The organism is Blautia sp. DFI.6.71 (genome assembly GCF_020593585.1).
GTDB lineage: Bacteria > Bacillota > Clostridia > Lachnospirales > Lachnospiraceae > Blautia_A > Blautia_A wexlerae.
On record NZ_JAJDMJ010000158.1, the window covers coordinates 1 to 475 of the forward strand.

The 475-nt window shown below is 45.7% G+C and carries 1 protein-coding gene; it reads right to left on the minus strand.

The window, feature by feature from the left end; all coding sequences use genetic code 11:
- The coding region (locus LJE12_RS19710) for an FGGY-family carbohydrate kinase (RefSeq protein WP_331466219.1) at positions 1-475 on the minus strand (475 nt) is incomplete at both ends.

Genomic DNA, 475 nt, shown 5'->3' on the forward strand with positions numbered 1-475 from the left:
GGAGAAAGGAAACACTCATCATTTGCGTCTACTCTTGACGGGAAATCCTTTGCTTCCTCTGCCATTGCGCAGATTTCTGCAAAGCTGTATGCATCATTTACTTCATGACGCACAGACTGGATCATCCAGAGTCCCATGATATTCTTCAGGTAACGGAAACGGCCTGCATAACCGCCTTCATTTGTGAAGTTCATCTCACAGCTCTTCTCAGAGCAGTCAGCTTCTTTTCTCTCAATTCCCATCAGTGACCATGTTCCGGAGCTGATGTAGATAAAATCATCGTCATTTGCAGGAACTGCCAGTACAGCGGATCCTGTATCATGTGTTGCAGGTGCAACCACTTCCAGATCAAAGCCCACTTCTTCTCTGATCTTATCTGACAAATGTCCGATGCCTGTTCCGGGCATGATCAGCTTCTGAAACATTTTTCTCGGATAACCGAGCATATCGATCAGTTCATAATCCCAGTCCTTAG